Origin of the sequence: Massilia sp. CFBP 13721 (assembly GCF_014842025.1) — a bacterium.
Classification (GTDB): domain Bacteria; phylum Pseudomonadota; class Gammaproteobacteria; order Burkholderiales; family Burkholderiaceae_D; genus Telluria.
In genome coordinates this window covers 94,333-112,664 of the sequence record NZ_JACYUY010000018.1, presented here as the reverse complement: position 1 = coordinate 112,664, position 18,332 = coordinate 94,333, and the positions used below count along the sequence as shown (strand labels likewise).

The window sequence follows — 18,332 nt, the reverse complement described above, 5'->3', positions numbered from 1 at the left end:
GCCGTACTGATCATAAATCTGATGGGACGCAATATTAAGGCCCACCGTTCCTAAGCGTACGTTCCCATCCCCAAATCCACCACGTTGGCCCACCACCACTGCCTCCGGATTGTATTAATAAATCGATCCCGAGCGCAAGCTTCAAAAGACGCCGTGCTGCTTCCAGACATACATACGCCTCAGAGTGCTTTGGCATGCGCATTTCATGCGCCCATTTATTTCTAGTCTTTCGCGCTATTTCAAGATGCCTATACAGTTCGCTGTCTACTTTTCCAGTCATTTCTAAGATTTCGACCATAACTGAGGCAGTATAGTCTCGCCCTCTCAATTTCTTTAATCTCTCACCACCGATTTTTTCGCCAATATCCTTGTCTTTTTTCGACTCCACAATTAATCGATTCCATAAGATGGAAACCAACTGTTCAGATGCCCCCCACGCCAACATTACGCATTCGCCCGATCTACCTTCACTATCACGGCGTGCAGCGATAAAAACTGCCTCAATGATTTGTACGATACCAGAATCGCCAGTTCGAAGAATGTTATCAAGCAAGGTGAATGACAGGTCAATTGCACTAAGATCAACAACTCTCCTATGCAATGCTGGTTTGGAAACGTTGTCTTTATTATTGGCAACGTTTCGAGCCAAAGCATGCATGTCATATACGTTATCATGGTACCCATGTGCTTCATCGAAGGATAGAGATTTATGCGTATTCTGCGATGCCACTGGCACACCAGCTGGGGCATAAATACCGAACAATCGTTCTTCAGCGGTAGATAAGCAAGCCTGATGCACGTTCATAACCTGCGCGCGCAGAACCCCATAGGAGTCTGCCAACTTACGTTGTTTCTCATTCTCTGGAGGAATGCGATACATCTCGTTTGGGTGCTCATATCCTGGAATTCGGACTATCGGTGCAAGCGGCCATTGTGAGAAGTCAAAGAGAAACGTACCGTCTCTTTTTGCACAGACCTTGATGTTGCAAGAGAGATCTCTTCTATAAACAATCTCGTGATGAAGTTTTGGATCAAAAAATCGAGCTTGCTCATCTTCTAGAGCAATCCCCAACCAAATGGCCGGGAAACGGAAATATCCTTCGACAGCTGCCGATACACCGTCGGGCGTAACATTTTTGAAATCCGTCCTAGGGGTCGTATAAAGCTCCTCATTATTCGGATCCCGAAATCCATAAGGGCGGTTGTCAACGGGGTTCATAGGATATCCTATTGATTAGCATTTTCACAGATAAACCATTCAAATGAACAACGAGGAGCGGACGCCTTTTTGCTCAGTGCAACTTTGCGAGTCGGTATGTGATGCACAGTGTGGATTAGTTAAGTTTACAGCAATTATCATCGAAGGGAATTGCGCCGTGGTGGCGCTTTTTCGGCCAGATACCCTATATGCTCCGCTGGCGGTGCCTGGTAAGCGGCCGTTGTCAGGTGCTCGCAGGACGTCGACGCTGCACTTCAGGCATCGACGTCAAGCGCCAGCTAAGTCGGAAAGCCGCTGCACCTGTACTAACGGCGTGCACCGCTCACAATCACAGTCGATGCCGCCTTCGCCGTAGCTGGCCAGCGTGCAAATATCGTCCACGCTCAATTCTACGATCGACTCGACCTACATTCGGTCTAGGCCATTGAGGTCGCCCCAAGCACGCAGCCTTGTCAGCCTGCCATTGCAGGTGACACACTCAATCTCACACTCAAATTGGTCTTGCGTCGCCGTTGGTTCCGCCCTAGGCTAATTCTCGATCCAGATGATAAATGCAATTTAGCACTAAATGGTAACCGGCTTGGAAGTCTCTGCGGTGCGCCATCCCTGCTTCTAGAGTACGGCACTCACTGTTCTTGATGGGAACAGTTTTGTCTCTATATACCATTTGATTGTACTGAACTGGAGAACGTATGGACGCAACCGTCCCACTCTGTGTGCTTTGCGGGCACCCGGCCCAAATCACCGACACCGACCACGGAAATAGAAGTTACGTGGCGTGCTCGGATGTGGCGTGCGGCGACTACGAGATTTCAAGGCGGGCGTCACGGAAAATTGCTGGGAATGCAGAGCGGAAGGCGGCATTGCGGCGCTTGGTGGTCCAAACCAACATAGACGGAAAAGTGCTTGAGATTGTTGTCGGGACCGATGGCCAAGTGCAGACGACCACAGGCTGCCCTTAGCAAGATCACACTCGCACTGCCTTACTCTCCCTGCCTTTTTTTGCTCGCGCAGTCTGTGCGCCTTTCTCAGTTGCAATCCGGCAAATCCACTCTACAATTGTAGGATAACGATCCAGTGGGGCCGAGATGGCGAAAACTAACACAGCGGGTGAATTGCAATACCACGAGCAGCAGGAGGGCTGGACTTACGAGCACCTCCCGGGCGGCAGTTGCGTGTGCATCATGCGACCCCGCGAACTGGGAGGCCGGTTCGTCACAATTGACCTCGACCGTCGGGTCTACACCTGCGGATACGGCAAGCCGCGCCAGCACGCCGGCAACGATACGTACACCGGGAAGGATGGCGAGATCGCATCCTGCATGACGCGGTCGATCACCTCGATGCCGTCATGACGGCTTCGGACTAAGTTTGAGCTCTACCCTGCACTCTCGCCCAAGCGGATACGGTCGCGTTGCCGACTCAATCCCTTTTGGCAAAGGCATCGCTGATGGTCGAATGTACGAGCCGCGGGAGGTGCCAATTGGGAAGAACTGCGGTTGCATCTGCCCAGCATGTTCGCTCCCTGTCTATGCCAAGCATTGCATGGCCGGTAAGCGCGCACCGCACTTCGCGCACGCTCCAGGAGCCGACTGCGCGACTGGGGCTGAGACAGCGGTTCACCTTGCAGCGAAGCAAATTATCGAGACGCAAAAGTTCTTCTTTTTCCCAAAATTAGTTGTGTCGGCCGAAGAGGATGATCCAATTGTAGGCGTGTGCACGGCTTCGCGGACTTTATTCCCGGACGGACGGCGCAGGCTTGCGCAAGTCGAAGTCGAGACGGCTGTAGCATCCATTCGTCCAGATCTTATCGTTCATACCGAGCACTTTGGCACCGTGGCGATCGAGATCGCTGTAACTCATTTCGTGGACGAAGCGAAGCAGAGTGCCTTCGTTGATTTGGGTTTGTCGGTCGTCGAGGTCAATCTCTCTACGATGAGGGAAGTTACATTTGCATTGTTGGAGAAGCTGCTCTTGGACAGCTGTGAACACTCGCAATGGCTTCACCATTCCTCGTCAGAATCAGCGCAGAACGAGTTACGCCACGAACTGCATGTGGCCGTGCAGGACTCGCGCGCCCGATACGCCGCAAAGGTGGCAGCGAGGCACCGAGCGCGTAAGGAACGTCTTGAGCAAGAAGCATCTGAAGCACGCCGGCGGGCGCGCGAACGTGAGCGGCTTGCTATACGAGCCAAAATAGAGCGAGAGGCCGCCGAGGCAGCCCGGGCAATGGCTTCGCTTGAAAAGACAGCATTGTTCAAGGCGGCTGACGAGGTCGGGAAACGGTCGATCTTGGAGAGCTGGTTTAAAGATGGCTCTCTTCCTGGCAACGTCTTAGGTGAAGGCCAACAACCACATTCTTTCGGGATGCAAGACACGCACATCTGGCAGACCGCCATGTTCATTGGCCTAGTACACAAGCGACCTGCGCGGGGACTGTTCGTGCTGACGGCCGACAGTGCATTCAGATGGATGATGCAGCGCTTTGATAGCCCGGCATGGCAGCGCGACAGCAATGCGTCAGCACTTTGCGAGTACCTGCGTATTCTTGCCGATCGGGGAGCCTTGATTGCGAAGCCTCAAGGGTATTTTCATCTCGGCGTCGCAGACCTGGCGTCGTTCGACCAGTTGCAGGAACTGTTCAAAAGCCGAGTTCGCGATACCTCCCACTTGGCTCAACGGGTTGCATGGGTGGATCAGGACGAGTGGCCGATACCGAACCAGCGCTATGTCATCGCCTTGGTCATGAGCGGCGCACAGAGCCTCAAGGGCGCTTGGCGCGAGCTTGCGCGTATCGAAGATGGCGCCCGCAAGGTGACTCCATTGCAGGCCTGCCAGTGGGGCGCATCGCTCGGACTGGATGAAGCCATAACGCTAGAGTTTCTAGTGCGTGCTGGGTATGTCCGGTTTATCGATTAGCGCGTGCCGCCGCTGAACCGCTGTAGCGCTCAAGCGACAACGTGCTCGAGCAAGTCCAAAACGATCTCGACTTTTGCCGGCTTCGTCAGGTGCTTGTCAAAGCCAGCCGAAATAACCGGTGCGCGTGTCGCTGGATTATTCCAGCCGGTCAAAGCGGCGATATATACTTCTTCTTTCGACTTGGGGTGCCCACGCAGCGCCGCCGCGACCTCATATCCGTACATCCCTGGCATCCCAATGTCGAGCAGGACAATCTGCGGATCAGCACGCTCCTGTGTCGTCAGATGGATATAGATTCGGGGCATGGCGGCACTCTACAGGAACGAGTGTTGCACTTGGTTTTAGAGACTGCCCTTTCTGAAAGGTTACTACCTCCTCGAATATAGAGGCTTGAATAGCGAGAAAAAAGAACTTCCAAGCCCCAAGCCTCCAAAGGTTAACGAATTGGACTAATCTCGTAGGTATGCTTATTTGTTCAAGACGAACGAAAGCTCAGCTGGGTCACCACATAATTGGGAACGGGCTCGCTCTACGAATAGATCGTTGAATGAACCACTTGGGGAGTGAGCAATCGACGCCATAATTTTTTCCTCAACAATTTTGCACGATTCCTTCAGAAGTTCGGGCCAAATGGAGGGGATGAACGTATCGCCCACCCACGCGCGGAGAGAGTCGCATTCATCCGGTTTGCTGTAAAAGGAAATAACTGACCAATGCTTGTTCCCTTCATCACATTCAAATTCAGGATCAAAACGCGGATGGTTATTGTACATCCACATGAACAAGTCTTCTAGTTGCGCACTGTCAGGAAATAGAAGCAACAAACTTATCGGCATAAACTCCATCCGTAAGATCGGAGGGCTATTATCGTCATCCGGGTCGGATGGACTAGTTTCTTCGCTTACGCCTCCCCATGGAAACCGGTGGCAATGCGCAAACGAATATTCTTTACCTAGCCTTTTGATGAAGGTTCTGGGCATATCCTGCTTCGTGACCTTCCCGCACTTTAAAGATTGGATGGTGTGGCTATTCAGCTTCTCGAATGCATTGCAATTCAATTTATTCTCCTGTCATCAAAAATAATCTAGCATGGCTTCGCTTATAAAAGCGGCCGTAAGCTCCTGTGGTAGTAGCACCTTAATATCAAACCGATCTCGACCTGTGTGCTGCCACGTCGTCAACTCTACGTGGTTTAGCTAACATGTTCACTTCGAAAGACATGCAAATTTCGTTAGGATTTGATCTGAGAGGACGTATAACGGATCGTAGTCGTTACATACGTCCGGTCGAACCTGGGTTGTGTCGCGTGAGCGATTTGCAGTTCAGATTTCGTGGCGAATGAGGATGCTGCTGCCAAACTGGACGGATCTGTCCTGCCGTCGCATAAAATTGGTCGGCGAACGACATGGTCGCAGCACCGTTACTGGTGAACTGGCCCTTGCGGATCATGTACATGAGCTCGACGCCAGCGAGTCCGTTGGCCGCCGCGCTAAGCGACCCGAAGTCCCTGCATTGGCCTAGCCAAGCGCTTGATCGCGCGATGGTCCTGCTCGACTATGTTGATGAGGTATTTCACCAGCCAGACGGTGATTGGGACAGCTCTGGTGCCATTGACTTCGTCGATCCCGGCCTTATTGGCGCCGCTCTTATCCATCGCGATCTCCTCCGGCGCACCGTTCTCATGGATGGCTTGTCGATGAAGCGCCTGGCTGCGGCCATGTCGTGATGGGCCGTCAGCAGGAAATCGACAGTCTTTCCTTCTTTGTCGAGAGCATGGCAGAGATATTTCTAAGTCCCTCAACCTTGATGTGAATCTCGTCCGTCCGCCAGCTCGTGCCGACCTTTCGCGTTTGCTTTGCGACTGTTTTCAACAGTGGCGGGAAGCGGGTAGCCCAACGGTTAATGGTCGAATGATCGACCGAGATGCCACGCTCTTGCATAAGTTCCTCAATGTGCCCGTCGCTCAGCAGGTAAGCTGCGTACTGGCCAGACCGCGACACAGGGGAGCGACAGCCAACGCTGAGAGGCATTTCGACTGCCAAAGACACTCTCTGACGCAGCATGACGCTGTCCCAATGGTGCGGCCAGGGAGAGAAGGTAGTCGAGATCATTACTGGTACCGTCCAGTGGTATCAAAAAGGCTTGACAATGGTGCCACTGCGCTGGGTATTGGAGCGCGATCCGCAGCGCTACTTACACCACAGGCATTCCTCTGCAGCGACGAAGCCGCCGAACCCGAACAGATCCTGGCCTGGTTCATTCGTCGTTGGCAGATCGAAGTCACCTTTGAACAGGCGCGTGCGCTCCTAGGCACTGAAACACAGCGGCAATGGCCAGATCGCGCTATTGCATGCACCACACTGTGATCCTGGCGCTGTGCTCAATCGTGACATTGACAGCCAGGCAGTTGGTGTCACAGGGCGCACTGATGACCGGCATGCCGCCTGGTATGCAAAGGACAGCTCAACTTTTTTCAATACCATCGCCCTGGTGCGCTGCTCGCTATGGAGCGGAGCAATTTACGGCGGGTCGAGGCACCAGGGTGACATGCTGAAAATACCTCGGGCATAGGAAGCGGAAAGTGAGAACGCCCTTAACGCGCATGACCATAGTAGAATCGCGCATGACAATACGTAGCGCATTACCTTAACAGTGAAGGATAAATATATGGCAAAGGCAAATCTGTCGGACTACAACCTCAGCGAGCTCAAAGGATTGCAAGCGGAGATCGAAAAAGAAATCAAAGCTCGTCAACAACAGGAAGTCAGCAAAGCGCGCGAACAGATTCTCGCTATTGCTCAGGGTTTAGGTGTATCGGTAGACGAACTGCTTGCGAACAGCGGCGCCAAATCGAAAGGAAATGGTAAAAAGGTGCGAGCCCAGTACCGCAACCCGGCTGACAATACTCAGACATGGACTGGCCGCGGTCGACAGCCAAGGTGGCTTGCTGAGGGACTGGCGAGTGGGAAAACGCTCGAAGATTTCAGGATTTAATCGGGTCTCACCGTATAGTCAGGAGCCGCAACCCTGTGCTTCGGAGGGACCAAGCACCACTGGTCGCGAAGCAAGGATATCCACATTTTCGGTGGATATCCTTATGCATAACAGGGTAAGAACTAGCGTTCATGCGGGTCTTCGACGCCTGCCTAATAATTGTGCGTCTGCAGCGAAGGCACTTTCTTAAAAAAGGTGCATATGGTACGCCTTACTATAATCGTTACGTTTATTGCAAAAGGGTAATCTACCGCCTTTCAAATCTAGCTAGTGCTCGGTTAGCAGCGTATCTGGACACTCAATGCAGTTTTGGTGGCAGAATAGGCACATACATCGGAGGAAAAAATGTCCTTAACTTCTCGACTGATTCGTATCGGCCGCTTGACGATCGCGCCGCTTAGAGGCTTTTTCTCATTGAGGACTGAGACGGTGATGCCGGAGTTTGATCCAGATTGCACCACTTGGTGGGCCTACGTCAAAGCAGTAGCTCGCCGAGACACCATCCTCTACTTTGAGCCTTTCAAGTTCGCAGTTAGAGCCTTCAAGCAAGAACGTGCAAGACTTTACTAGAAGCGACGCTCATAAAGCGCAGCATCGACAAAATTGAAGACCGGTCTATCCCACCAAGAGTGATCATGAAACGTAGCAACGATCGTATCTGAGACGTATGTCGACTCGCGGATGATCACTCGCAGGTGTAGGGTGCTGCCTCTCGTTCGTGCACTTTGGCTTCAAAATATCAAAGCCCTAGGAAAGCGCTGATTTATCGGCTGCCGACCGTTTTGGCGACCAGCCCCACCTGAGGCAATAGCGGCAAGTTCCTCCACGCCCTACGATCATGCAAAAAAGCATTCTCGCTATTGGTTCGACCTCTAGTGGATCCGAGCCATCCAAGCTGACCGACGCCTGTACGTTCTCTCGACCGTTACCGAATTTAGAACTTCGACATCCACTTCGAACCGTTCTTTGACCAATTTCTGTAGCTTCGTCATCGGCAAACACCCTTCAATCCAGTAGTAGCAAATCTATCACTGTTCCGCCCTGAGCTTTGATGAGTTTCCCCGGGCGCGACTTGGCACTTGAAGTTGCGTTTGCGTGTTCGTCCGAAGTCATGAAATGATGCGGCCCGACCGTGAAAATCAGGCCTAGTTTTTTGATGGATAGCGCCTCGACATCATGTACAGCCGAGTTCGCCATTGGGGGAACCACGTAGCGGCTTTGACTTTACCGCGTGTGCCAGTATGTATAAGACGTACGCGAGATGGATGAAGGGCACCATACGTCAGATCTTGCCCTTCTATATCAGCTATGCCCCCTTTCAATCGCTATCTTGGAGAGAGGCTTCTGAGGATCCAGCGAACTGCATCCCTACTCTTTGCTGCATCGTTCAGCGAGCAGCGTACTTCAATCACCTTCTTAGAATTTGAGCAGGGTCTGGTACTGGTCGCTCACATATTGAGCAGAATATATGATCAGTCCTGCAGCTGTCCGGCGTGCATGGATTACCATGCGCAAGGCATTACAGACCAAGGTAGCTGGCATGCCCGGCGCCATTACCTAGCCCACGACTCTACGCGAGAACAGGTCGAGCACGACAGCCCAGGTATAACAGCAGCTCCTGGTCCGAATTTACGTGATATCTGATATCTAGTCCAGATTGGACGCTGCCGATCAAAAGCGGCTTACAAGCGCTTGAAAGCGTTCCCTAGCTGCCTAATCCGCTTTAGCCGAACCGTAGTTGATTTTGCACTAGCCCTGTCTATCAGTTTGTAGAGCAGCGGAATTTGCTCGTTTCGCAGCGATTTACCAGGGTTTTAGGCTGATAAGTAGTCGACTTGCGCGGCGAGAGTTGCAGCTTATTATAGATCTCGCAGCTGAACTTTCTTAACAACCTTTGGAGCAAAAGCAATGGAATTTCTTAACGCAATCATGGATCTGACCTTCGGTCAACTGTTTGTAGCTGGCGCAGCTCTTCTCGTAATTTTCAGTGGCCCCTCACTTAACACTGACGAAGAAGATGACAACAGCGATTACGAAAACGCGACTTGGAATCCTGGCAGTGTGAACTATAAGGAATGATTCGTAAAATCCTGCTGTGTTTGTTCGGTAGTCCGAGGGTCTAAGCCTTCAATAACGGTCCACAACTACGGGGATAACTAAACTTCCAAAGATGCGATACCTGACTAATGGTATTCCTTGTAGCCGCAGGGAGTCTTCCGGCTCCGACGTATCGCACTGCTGCCGTAAAAATAACGGTTATAAAAAAACTAGTCACTGACGGCGATGCCGTTCAGTTAAGCTAAAAAGGCCGCTTCGATTCACATCAAAGCGGCCTTTTCGTAGGTAGTGGGCTGTTTTAAGTCGCCCGAAGGTCGCTAAACGCGCTTAACTAAGCACCGTCAGATCATTACCGGGTGCTTTTGGCGCTTAACTACATGGCGCCAGACAGGTTTTTTGCAGCCGCTTCCATTGCGGCGACGTTATGAGAACCGAGAGTTAGCCACTCAACTCCGTGGCGTCTGCTATGGTTTTCCCAAAGCATTTGCGTAACACGCGGTTCGGCAGACGCACCAGCCATCATCAATTCGATGGTTAATTGCCCGCAATCGTTCATCCGTTCGGGTAAGACATCTTTCAAAAGCATGGGTGCAATGGCGCGAATAGCCGCCTCAACCGCTAGTTTCGTTCGGTCAGGCGAGTCAGGCTTATTATTTCGACCAAAGGATCCCAAGTATGGTCCTGTGACAAAAATTCGCGAATGCCCCAGCGATTCGCTAACCTGTGCACGCTTCAAATCCAAATCTTCTTTTCCCATTTGGCCTCCGGTTCCCCCCAACGTAGGCGGAATAACTGACAGCAAAAGCGCTGCATTCTCGGCATATTGCGATCGTAGTCCATGACCAGTAACCAGGCTGTCTTCTTTCGTAATCCCAACTTTTCCAAGTAACCTATACCATCTGCTTTTGTTGTATTCCAACGAGGCAGCACCGCCGTTGTCCTGCCGCGTTTTCCAGCCCAGATGCTCGTTCTTTTTTACCATAGACTTTGCATAGTTCAAAACAACTCGCTGCTCCGGAGTATCGATAAAGATGTCGCGCGCCCGACCAGTCTTTGTCTTTTCCGGAGAAAGCCGATCGGTACGATCATGCTTCCACGGACATAATTCTATTACCTCGTGAGCGCGTAGGCCGAATGCAAGGCACATGCGGAGCATCATACCGAAGCGGGGATCTATTGCGTCTGCTTCGTTAATTTTAGCGATCACGTCCACCCCATTGACAGCCCAACTCTTGCTCTTAGCTGCTACTGTCTTAACCTTCAACTCTTCTTTAGGCACCTCTGGCAAGTAGTGCTGAGCACTCTTTACCATATTCCCTTTGCCCATCCAGCGGCAGAAGATCCGCATGTACGACAAGTTTGATCTGATTGTGCTGGCTGCATAATTATTCTCATACCAGAATCGGCACAGGGCCACAATATGCCGCTCTCCGAAATTCTCGGGACGTTGCAGTTTGAATCCAAGATTGAGCAAATGATTAAAGTTTGCGTGTACATGTTCACCAATTGCTGACTTCGTCCGTTCACCAGCAACTGATCCATCCGTGCGAGTGCCGGCATTTCTTTTCAGGTAGGCATTAATCTGACTTCTAAGGCTTTCCATTGTTTCTCCTAAATTAGTTAACTTAACGATGCAAGCCATATCCGTCCGCACGTGCCGAGAAGGTACAGGTGGATGCGGCCTCTATAGACGTCTATGTTGCTTCTACAACCTGCCGGGGAGAGGGACCCATACTTAAGAAAGCTAATTTCACACTATCACCCCTCTTGGCAAGGAGACAATATGCCGGCACCTTTCGGTGGCCGATCGCCTGACTTACCGCTGTCAGGCCTGGAACACTTACGTGGTTTCTCACGTCGCGCTTCCCGCCCCAATGGGCAGGCCGTTGGTGGCGCAATCACCAGATGGCCTTTCTCACGCCGGATGGCGTCGCGGAGGCAGCACTCACGCTGGCACTAGGCCAGCGAGGCATGCGTCTGGGAGCTTCCAGATATCCGCCTGTCTACGTCTCGATGTATGTCATGGCCCAGACCGGGGCCCGCGGCGCAGCTGCGTTGAGCTGCTGTAAAAAGTCAATTTCACAAGTGATCTGTCGTTGGAAATGCCGCAGAAAAATCAGATCAGTGTGATTTCAGTGTTCGTGAATGCTCTGAAACCCTGATGTAGCCTAGGTTTCGTCAACACTCAGTATTCGTCAGAATTTTTTGCGCAACGTAAAAAAATGACGTCGGAACGCCAAGAAGCACTAAATGACGAACGTGTCGAACAAATTGGATGGGTATGCCAGGCCAAACTTCCCTGGTCAGGAGGGGTGCCGCTTAGACGGCAGTGCAATTGGTGCTTTTCTATTCAAGAGAACGGAAAAGGTATAGGTTACAAATATGCCGCATGGCGACAAGAAAATTATCTACCTAGTAAGGCCCGAAGTCAAACTAATTCGTTAGCAAAATCATGGTGTTTTCGTCCCATGGCCTTGTACCCCATTTGATACTCTGGCTCTCGTCATAACTTATGGACACAGGATGACCATAGCTTAGACAATTCTTAAGAATGGACAGGTATTTTGGATCCATATGAACGCAACTTAGACAAAGATTAGACATGTATTGGACATGGAATAAACACTTCTTTAGAAACTAGCATCTTTTTGTGCTGCACGCAGAAGTCTACAAAAAATTATGGCAAATAAACTAACAAGCGGCATTCCACCAACGAAGAGAGCAGTGCTTCGACAACTGGAGGACTTACTGCCCCAGATCGAAGATGGCCTTGCTCAAGGGTACTCACATGCTGTGATGCATGCAGAGCTGCCTGCACTTGGGATCAACATCAGCCTCCCCTACTATCATCGGGTGTTGCGGCTGCTTCGGAAGGAGCGAAGGGAGGGAAAGCGGGTACCCAGCCCTGCCTTACCGTGTGCGCCGGTCCAGCAAGAGGAAGCGCAATCGGAAGTACAGCAGCCTAGAAATACGAGAGCGGACGGTTTCCCAGGTGCTTTTCCCGGAATGACCAATGAATTGGTACGTAAAATAGACGTAGAGCCAGCTGAAACCAAGAAGTTCCGATGGAGTGGAAAAGAACTCCTTGATAAAGACTGGACTCAATTTTAATATTGGAAAAATATGAAACTGTGCAATTTGATCCTTATGAGCAAGGGCGGTGTGGGCAAGTCCTTTATTTCATGGGTACTAGCTCAATACGGTAGTGCAAAAGCCTACAACATGTATTGCGCCGATACCGATCCTGGTAACCCTACTTTTGCCGGGTACTCTGCCTTACAGGTTCAGTATATCGATATCGCAAACGATGAGATGCAAATCGATCGGGCGCGTTTCGACGATCTCGTCGATGACATCGCGCAGCATAGCGGGTTTAGCGTTATTGACACTGGGTCGACGACGTTTTTCCCACTGATGAGTTATGTCACCGAGGCACGTACTTTCGATACGCTAAAAGACGAAGGCGTCCGCGTTGTGATTCATGTACCCATCGTCGGCGGATCTGCAGTGAAGGAAACGTTAGCCGCCCTGGAGAAAGTATTGGAATGTACCAATGTTGAGGTCATCATCTGGCTGAACGGAAATTTCGGTGTTGTCGAACTGAACGGAAAGCCAGTTATAGAAACGCAGCTCTACAAAAAATTTGAAAGTCGGATACTTGGTATTGTGAATGTAAAAACCCGCGCAGCCGATACATTTGGAACGGATTTCGCCACTCTTCTTGGAAACAAGCTTACGTTTGATGAAATCGGAAGTCATAAATTCAAACTGGCGCAAAAGCAGCGTTTCGTGGAAGTACGTCGGGAACTGTTCGAACAACTTGACGAAATTCTTCCTTGAAATGAACCATACGGCTGAGCAGCAGGCGGTAATGACAGCGGTATTTGCTGTTACCGGCAAGAAAGTGGATGAGGACGACCCAATTATTGTGGCAGCCCTCTTCCAAGCGTACACCATGCGGGAGGCGACACGGGAAGTAACGGGCCAGATCGCCGAAGCAAGCCAGGCCTTGAAGGTTGCCGTGGATGAAGCGCGTAAGTTAGGCATTGAGGCCTGCGCAATTACACGACGGGCGGCGTCCGATGAAAAGGTGCGTGCGGAAGCGCTGGAAGCACGAATAAAAAAGGCGCTGCGTGGGGCAGGTCCTGTCCTTTCCTGCGAGGTTGGTCCCCCCGCAGGGTGGCGAGGCGTCATTGCCGGATTAGCTTTGGGCGTCTTGATTACAGGCGGCGTAATGTCGGTGGCCTGCAACTTTAGCTTTACATGGATTAGCGATGCCCGCCTCGGGGCAGAGTTTAGGGCAATTGTTCCCTCCCTGGAACCAACTTTTCGCGACAAGCTGATTGAGCATTTAGAAAGACGGCGAGCAGTACCGTAAACGGCGCACCGGTTTGCCAACCCGGCTTGCGCTGCGAATTTCCCGATATATCGTAGTTCTACGTTTCAGCGAAGAAACGCACTCACTTCCTCGAAAGGTAAGACCATGATGAAATTCAAACCCTGCGCTTCCGCCGTCGCTGTTGTTCTGTTCCTTGTCGCTTGCGGCGGTGGCGGCGGTAGCAATTCCCCATCGGCGCCGATCGCTACGGTCCCGCCTGTTTCGGTCCCAGCGCCTCTAGTGGTTACGCCCGCTGACATTCAGACCAGCGTTCCCACGTTCACCTACGCGGCGACCAGCGAAGAACACAAATTCGTTACGCTCTACAATCAGTTCCGTGCGCAAGTCGGCTTGGGCTTGTTGGCACAGAACCCTCAGCTCGATAAGACAGCGGCTAATCACCTGGCCTACGTCCTCAAGAATGATGTGAACACCGGTGGCGCCATCAACATGAACACCGTTGACCCGGTAACGGGACGCGCATGGTTCCACATCGAGCAAGGCGATAAGCCGCTGTTCACTGGCGTGCAAGAGCTGGATCGCGCAAAGTCTGTTGGGTATGTCGATACGGGCGTCGGGGAGCAAGGTGCATTCGGCGGCGGCAAAGGCGCCGCAGTGGCGTTTGATAGCGTGGCTTCGACGATCTATCACCGTGCGGGATTGATGTTTGAGGCGACGAGCGAAATTGGGATTGCTGTTGGCCAGGATCGCTCGCAAACGTTTGTTTTTGTGACCGGGAATCAGAAGCCCCAAGTCAACGCAAGTGACTACTTAGGCACGTATCCGGCAGCGAATCAAACTGGCGTTGGGCTTCATACAGGGGTCGAGTGGCCAAATCCATTCTCTGACCTGTCGACGGCCAATGCCGATTTCCCTACCAAGACAGGTTATCCAGTTAGCGTAGTCGTCAAGTCCGGCGCTATTCTCGAGGTGTTGTCGTTCACCCTGACGGAAGCAGGTAGCGCCTCTCCACTCGATGCGCGCTTGTTGACCCAGGCGAATGACCCGAACCGTTACCTCTCGTCGAACTTCGCGTTTCTGGCAGCAAAAGCACCGCTTAAGACGAGTACGATATACACGGCCAAGTTCTCGGGCCGCGTGAATAATGTCGTGGTTAACCAGGAGTGGCAGTTCACGACTCGCCAATGACAATAGGGCAGTGCAGACCGGTTCAGCAGTCTGTGAGAAAAACCGTTTGGCATGTTGAACTGACCAAATAGAGTGAGATGGTTGAGATCGCTATGAGCCAAGGTCTAAGTCTCGTACTGAATGGGACTTAAACCTTATAGTTGGGGTTGAAGGGGTCCTGGTTGTGATCCGTGATCTAGTTGGCCAATCCATCACGCAACTCATCAACGCTGTCGAACTTATTCAAGTAAAAGAATTTGGACTTAAGAATGGCAAACGTGTTCTCTATGGTCGCGTTGTCGCAGCAGTCACCGTTCCTAGTCATAACCTCTCCAAGGTGTGGCCCGTCAAGCTTGCTGTCATAAGCCTACAAGCGATGGGTTAGGGCGATTGCAATGGTCCTACATTGTCGGCGTCTGCCATCCTTTTAGCAGTTTTGGACAGAGTAGAGTAGAGCAAGATGGTTGGCGGAAAAGTTTCCTTTCTGCAAACTAGTAAAGAACTAATGGCATTATTATCAATAAATTTATGGGATGAACGGTAAAACACGAACCAGTTTTTACCGTTGCCAGTACCATGATCTGTTTATATTCAACGGCTTACGTTTAAAACTTGGTGGACACCGTGTCCATCGCTGTAGGGCTAGACCCAAAGCTGTGGAAGCAGCGGACGCACACTTATGTGAGAAGAGAGGATGATGAGTTTGGCGCAGATTGAGTTGCGCCGCCGTTTCTGTTGCTACTCGTGGGGTACACCGCAGCAGGGTTATCGCGTGTCCGAAGGGATTTCCACCAACGCCGACATCACCAAGCACGATTGGGCAACAGCGATCGCGCCCTACTGCGCTCATTCATCTGTTGCGATATTAGCAAAAGACGCAGGATCGATTCATGGTGAGTGGTTAGATGATCGTTGTTGACGCCGAAATTTACGCCGGAAGGTCAGGTTGGTGAATGAGAGCTGCGGTCGGTTACCACCATAACGAATAAAGTCTTGGTAGCAATGATCGTTCGAATTTCGATTTGAACAGCTTAGGCTTGCTTCTAGCTTCAGATCTTATCGAAGCTTCTGTGTTGTAAATTAGAAAACCATTAGTTAGATTTAACTTTGGCAACTAAAGAGGTTGAATGTATAAAAGCAGAGCCAAAAATTTACACTGAGCGTGTGTGGTTCATTTAAAATCAATAACTTAGGAGGAAGAAGCGATGGACACCGTGTCCATCGAGTGAGGATGCGATAGGTTCGCTGAGATCCATAAATGAAACTAACGGACAAGGATTTACAGCTGCCTTAAAATGACTTTCGCCTGACTGCAGGCCATCGAGTGCTAAAAGAGCAAAAAGAACGAAGAGAAGGAAGAGAGTCCAGAGAATCCCCCCGGCTGGGCACCGGAGTCGGCAGCAGTCGCATCTCCTATGGATTAGTGTGTCTTGCTCGTTCGTTAGTTTCAGTTATGGTATCCTTATGGTTGTCCACCCTGAAAACCCTGTGCTTGATGGCGCCTTCGGCGCCGGCCAGCACACCGCCGCTTCCAGCTCGAACAACGAGGTGCCTATGCCCGATCCAAAAAAATGGGACGCCGACCCGGTCGCCGCCTTCAAAGCTTTCCTCGAAACTGACGAATTCGCCCAGACGAGCAGACGACCGCGCAAGGGCCCGGCCCAGCCGGTGTCCAGTAAATCGGCTGCCATCTACATTTTCATGTTCCGCAAGTTCGTGACCTGGCTCGCTGGCCAGCGCCGATCATTCTCGCAAGTGAGCGAGCAGGACCTGTTACGCTTCATCGGCGAGCTCCGGCGAAACGGCGAACAAAACAGCGGCATCACCGAGCGCTACCTGCGGCTGCTGGAACGCTGCTACAACCACCTGCAAGTGGCGCCCAACCCGGCGACGTCGGCCACCAAACTGGCAACGGACAACATGTACCTGGCGCAGAACGCCGGCACCGAAGCACTTACAGAGGAGCAGATCGAAGCATTTGTCGCCGCCCTGCCCTCTCTCGATTCGCCCAGCGCGAACCGGGCCGGCCGGCCGCCGAAAGCGTGGAAGCGGCGCCGGGACCACGCGGTACAGGCGACGGTGCTCTTCGGCGGCCTGAAGGTGGCCGAGGCAATCGGCCTTCACGTCGACGAGGTCGAGGACTCGTTCAGCGAACTTCCCATCCGATTGAAAATCAGTCCAGAGGACAAACACGACACCAGCTACGAGCACGAAACCATTGTGCACGGCTATGGCGCCGACGCGCTGCGCCGTTGGCTCATCGAGCGCCTGGCCGTCGATGCCACGGGCAAGCGCATATTAAAAGGCGACCTTGTTTTCCCCGGCGACCATAACGGCAAGCCGATGTCGAAGGTAACGCTCTGGCGCCAGGTAAAGGAGACATTCGCCCGGGCCGGCATTGACGTCAACCGAAGCGGCGGCCGCACCTTGCGAAACACGTTCGCCGCACAAGAGTTGAAGCACGGCCGCACGAAAAGCGATCTGCAGGGATACCTGGGACTAGCGCTGGAAAGGTCCGCCGAAATCTACGAAACCGCCCAACCGAGGAAAAGGAAGTCCGATGAAGCTGTCTGAAATTACGAGCATCCTGGCGCAGGCCTCGCTGCCGGCACTCTCCCGCGATCAGCTGCTCGAGCTGGCCGGCTCGGGCGGCGGCAAACGATTCGAAGCTTCCCTTCTCGCGTTCGCCGCCGGCGAGCGCAAGGCACGGGACGAGCTGGAGGCAACCGTGCGCGTGCTCGATGCGAAAACCCGGGCCACGCTGCGGCGCGTCGGTGGCCAGCTGCCGGTCGACCAGCTCGTGGCGATCGCGTGTCGGGAACAACGTCGGTTCTTCGATTCCATTGACGCGATCAAGACCGGATCTGCCCGTGCAGCGTCTGCTCGATCCTACCTGGTCGAGCTTGGCGCCGCCTCGGTGCCCATGGCAGCCGCCCCGACGCCGGCGGCAACGCCCGCGGTGGATCCTCCCTACTACAGCTTTAAAATATTTAGCTCAGGTGCCGCGCTTTGTATTGCCGAGGCGACGACCCAGGCCGAGCGCAAGCACACGATCAACATCGAAGGCGCCGTCGCGCTCGCCGGCGGCACTCGCAAAACATTCGACTGGCCGAACAAGATCGTGGTGCAGTTGACCGTTCAAGAAGCATACCAAGTGCTGGCATTGTTGGAGAACAAGATCCGGTCCCTACGCTTCGACGGCCACGGCCGCGCGCATGACAAGTCGTTGTCTATCGATTTCCAAGACTCGCACTACTTTGTACGCGTGACCCAGCGCGGCCGTGCGGCAATCGCTCTGCCGGTGCGCCCGGTCGACACGATCCAGATCGTCGCCCTACTCTACCGCCAACTGCTGGCCAACGAACCTCATTTGCAGATCGCGGATATTCGGACGCTGGTCGCGCGGATGGCTTCGATGACGGCCAATCAGTGATCGAGTTCATGTGGTGTTAACGCGACAATAGCCCCTCGTGGTGCTGACCGCAGCCCAGTCGGCGAATGGTCACGTTTTCTCGACAGTATTTGAACCAGGAACGCGATCGGACGGTGATATCTTCGTTGTTCGCTATGTTGTCGCGCCGCGTTGCGTCGCTTTCTCGCCCGACGAGCGAACTTGCACCTCAAGCATAGACATTC

Annotated in this window: 15 protein-coding genes and 1 pseudogene; 10 read left to right on the top strand and 6 right to left on the bottom strand. The window is 52.5% G+C overall.

Going from position 1 to position 18,332, the window contains the following annotated elements; genetic code table 11:
* Positions 1 to 34 precede the first annotated feature (34 nt).
* Positions 35 to 1,219, bottom strand: coding sequence for a hypothetical protein (locus IFT60_RS17410; protein WP_192053821.1), 1,185 nt, complete (start codon positions 1,217 to 1,219; stop codon positions 35 to 37).
* 1,088 nt (positions 1,220 to 2,307) lie between these two features.
* On the opposite strand from IFT60_RS17410, the gene IFT60_RS17405 reads away from it, so the two are divergent.
* Both IFT60_RS17405 and IFT60_RS17400 read left to right on the top strand, forming a co-directional pair.
* Positions 2,308 to 2,574, top strand: a complete 267-nt coding sequence (locus IFT60_RS17405; RefSeq protein ID WP_192053819.1) for a hypothetical protein — start codon at positions 2,308 to 2,310, stop codon at positions 2,572 to 2,574.
* A 190-nt stretch (positions 2,575 to 2,764) separates the two neighbouring features.
* Complete coding sequence (locus IFT60_RS17400) at positions 2,765 to 4,138, top strand: competence protein CoiA family protein (protein WP_192053817.1); 1,374 nt, start codon at positions 2,765 to 2,767, stop codon at positions 4,136 to 4,138.
* Between the two features lie 29 nt (positions 4,139 to 4,167).
* On the opposite strand, the gene IFT60_RS17395 is transcribed toward IFT60_RS17400, so the two are convergent.
* The 4 genes and pseudogenes from IFT60_RS17395 to IFT60_RS26635 all read right to left on the bottom strand — a co-directional run bounded on the left by IFT60_RS17395 (position 4,168) and on the right by IFT60_RS26635 (position 6,249).
* The gene (locus tag IFT60_RS17395; RefSeq protein ID WP_192053815.1) at positions 4,168 to 4,443 is read right to left on the bottom strand and encodes a response regulator; all 276 of its coding nucleotides are present in this window, start codon (positions 4,441 to 4,443) and stop codon (positions 4,168 to 4,170) included.
* 162 nt (positions 4,444 to 4,605) lie between these two features.
* Positions 4,606 to 5,118: a hypothetical protein gene (locus IFT60_RS17390; RefSeq protein ID WP_192053813.1), complete on the bottom strand. Its 513-nt coding sequence runs from the start codon at positions 5,116 to 5,118 to the stop codon at positions 4,606 to 4,608.
* 509 nt (positions 5,119 to 5,627) lie between these two features.
* Positions 5,628 to 5,875: pseudogene (locus IFT60_RS27100) on the bottom strand (DDE-type integrase/transposase/recombinase).
* Entirely contained in the window at positions 5,872 to 6,249 is a 378-nt protein-coding gene (locus tag IFT60_RS26635) for a hypothetical protein (RefSeq protein ID WP_229510954.1), read from the bottom strand. Before IFT60_RS26635 ends, IFT60_RS27100 begins: the two are co-directional and overlap by 4 nt.
* A 556-nt stretch (positions 6,250 to 6,805) precedes the next feature.
* Between IFT60_RS26635 and IFT60_RS17380 the strand changes: the two genes are divergently transcribed.
* On the top strand, positions 6,806 to 7,132 hold the full coding sequence (locus IFT60_RS17380) for an H-NS histone family protein (RefSeq protein WP_192053811.1): 327 nt from the start codon (positions 6,806 to 6,808) through the stop codon (positions 7,130 to 7,132).
* Between the two features lie 1,908 nt (positions 7,133 to 9,040).
* Positions 9,041 to 9,211, top strand: coding sequence for a hypothetical protein (locus tag IFT60_RS17375; protein WP_192053809.1), 171 nt, complete (start codon positions 9,041 to 9,043; stop codon positions 9,209 to 9,211).
* A 352-nt stretch (positions 9,212 to 9,563) separates the two neighbouring features.
* Here the strand turns inward: IFT60_RS17375 and IFT60_RS17370 are convergent, their stop codons facing one another.
* Complete coding sequence (locus IFT60_RS17370) at positions 9,564 to 10,793, bottom strand: site-specific integrase (protein ID WP_192053806.1); 1,230 nt, start codon at positions 10,791 to 10,793, stop codon at positions 9,564 to 9,566.
* Between the two features lie 1,520 nt (positions 10,794 to 12,313).
* On the opposite strand from IFT60_RS17370, the gene IFT60_RS17360 reads away from it, so the two are divergent.
* The 6 genes from IFT60_RS17360 to IFT60_RS17335 all read left to right on the top strand — a co-directional run bounded on the left by IFT60_RS17360 (position 12,314) and on the right by IFT60_RS17335 (position 18,129).
* Positions 12,314 to 13,030, top strand: coding sequence for a nucleotide-binding protein (locus tag IFT60_RS17360; RefSeq protein ID WP_192053802.1), 717 nt, complete (start codon positions 12,314 to 12,316; stop codon positions 13,028 to 13,030).
* A complete protein-coding gene (locus IFT60_RS17355; protein ID WP_192053800.1) occupies positions 13,011 to 13,568 on the top strand; it encodes a hypothetical protein in 558 nt (185 codons plus the stop codon). The genes IFT60_RS17360 and IFT60_RS17355 overlap by 20 nt, the downstream gene beginning before the upstream one ends.
* A gap of 105 nt (positions 13,569 to 13,673) precedes the next feature.
* Entirely contained in the window at positions 13,674 to 14,717 is a 1,044-nt protein-coding gene (locus tag IFT60_RS17350; RefSeq protein WP_192053798.1) for a CAP domain-containing protein, read from the top strand.
* Positions 14,718 to 15,390: 673 nt separating this feature from the next.
* Entirely contained in the window at positions 15,391 to 15,615 is a 225-nt protein-coding gene (locus tag IFT60_RS17345) for a hypothetical protein (RefSeq protein ID WP_192053796.1), read from the top strand.
* Between the two features lie 545 nt (positions 15,616 to 16,160).
* Entirely contained in the window at positions 16,161 to 17,270 is a 1,110-nt protein-coding gene (locus tag IFT60_RS17340) for a tyrosine-type recombinase/integrase (protein ID WP_192053794.1), read from the top strand.
* Complete coding sequence (locus tag IFT60_RS17335; protein WP_192053792.1) at positions 17,257 to 18,129, top strand: hypothetical protein; 873 nt, start codon at positions 17,257 to 17,259, stop codon at positions 18,127 to 18,129. Before IFT60_RS17340 ends, IFT60_RS17335 begins: the two co-directional genes overlap by 14 nt.
* The last annotated feature ends 203 nt before the right edge of the window (positions 18,130 to 18,332 follow it).